Origin of the sequence: Shewanella sp. AS16 (genome assembly GCF_021412365.1) — a bacterium.
GTDB classification, from domain to species: Bacteria; Pseudomonadota; Gammaproteobacteria; order Enterobacterales; family Shewanellaceae; genus Shewanella; species Shewanella salipaludis.
In genome coordinates this window covers 1-315 of record NZ_JAKCLK010000142.1, presented here as the reverse complement: position 1 = coordinate 315, position 315 = coordinate 1, and the positions used below count along the sequence as shown (strand labels likewise).

Below are 315 nucleotides of genomic sequence, written 5' to 3'. Positions count from 1 at the left end.
TGCGATCGCCGTAGCTTCGGTATCCTGTTGGTCATCTTTAAACAGCATATCCGAACTGGAAAACGCCAATATTTTGTCCTGATAAGTCGCAAACATCAGGACGTTATTGCCGTTATAGCGCAACTGATAAACAGGAATAGTTTCACTATTTATCTTGATGCTACTGATTTCCGTCTTGCTTAACTGGCTGTCGCTGGTAGCGGCAAACAACAATGGCTCCAGCAGTTTGCTTAAACCACTGCGCTGGATAAGCACCATATAATGTGAAAGATGACCTTGTTTATCATGCCACAGTGCCGCCTGCGCGGGCTGGTC

General features: G+C 46.0%; 1 protein-coding gene. It reads right to left on the bottom strand.

All coding sequences use genetic code 11. From position 1 onward, the window contains the following. Window positions 1-315, bottom strand: a 315-nt coding sequence (locus LZP73_RS19710; RefSeq protein ID WP_234236606.1) for a DUF2138 family protein, incomplete at both ends; no start/stop codon positions are given.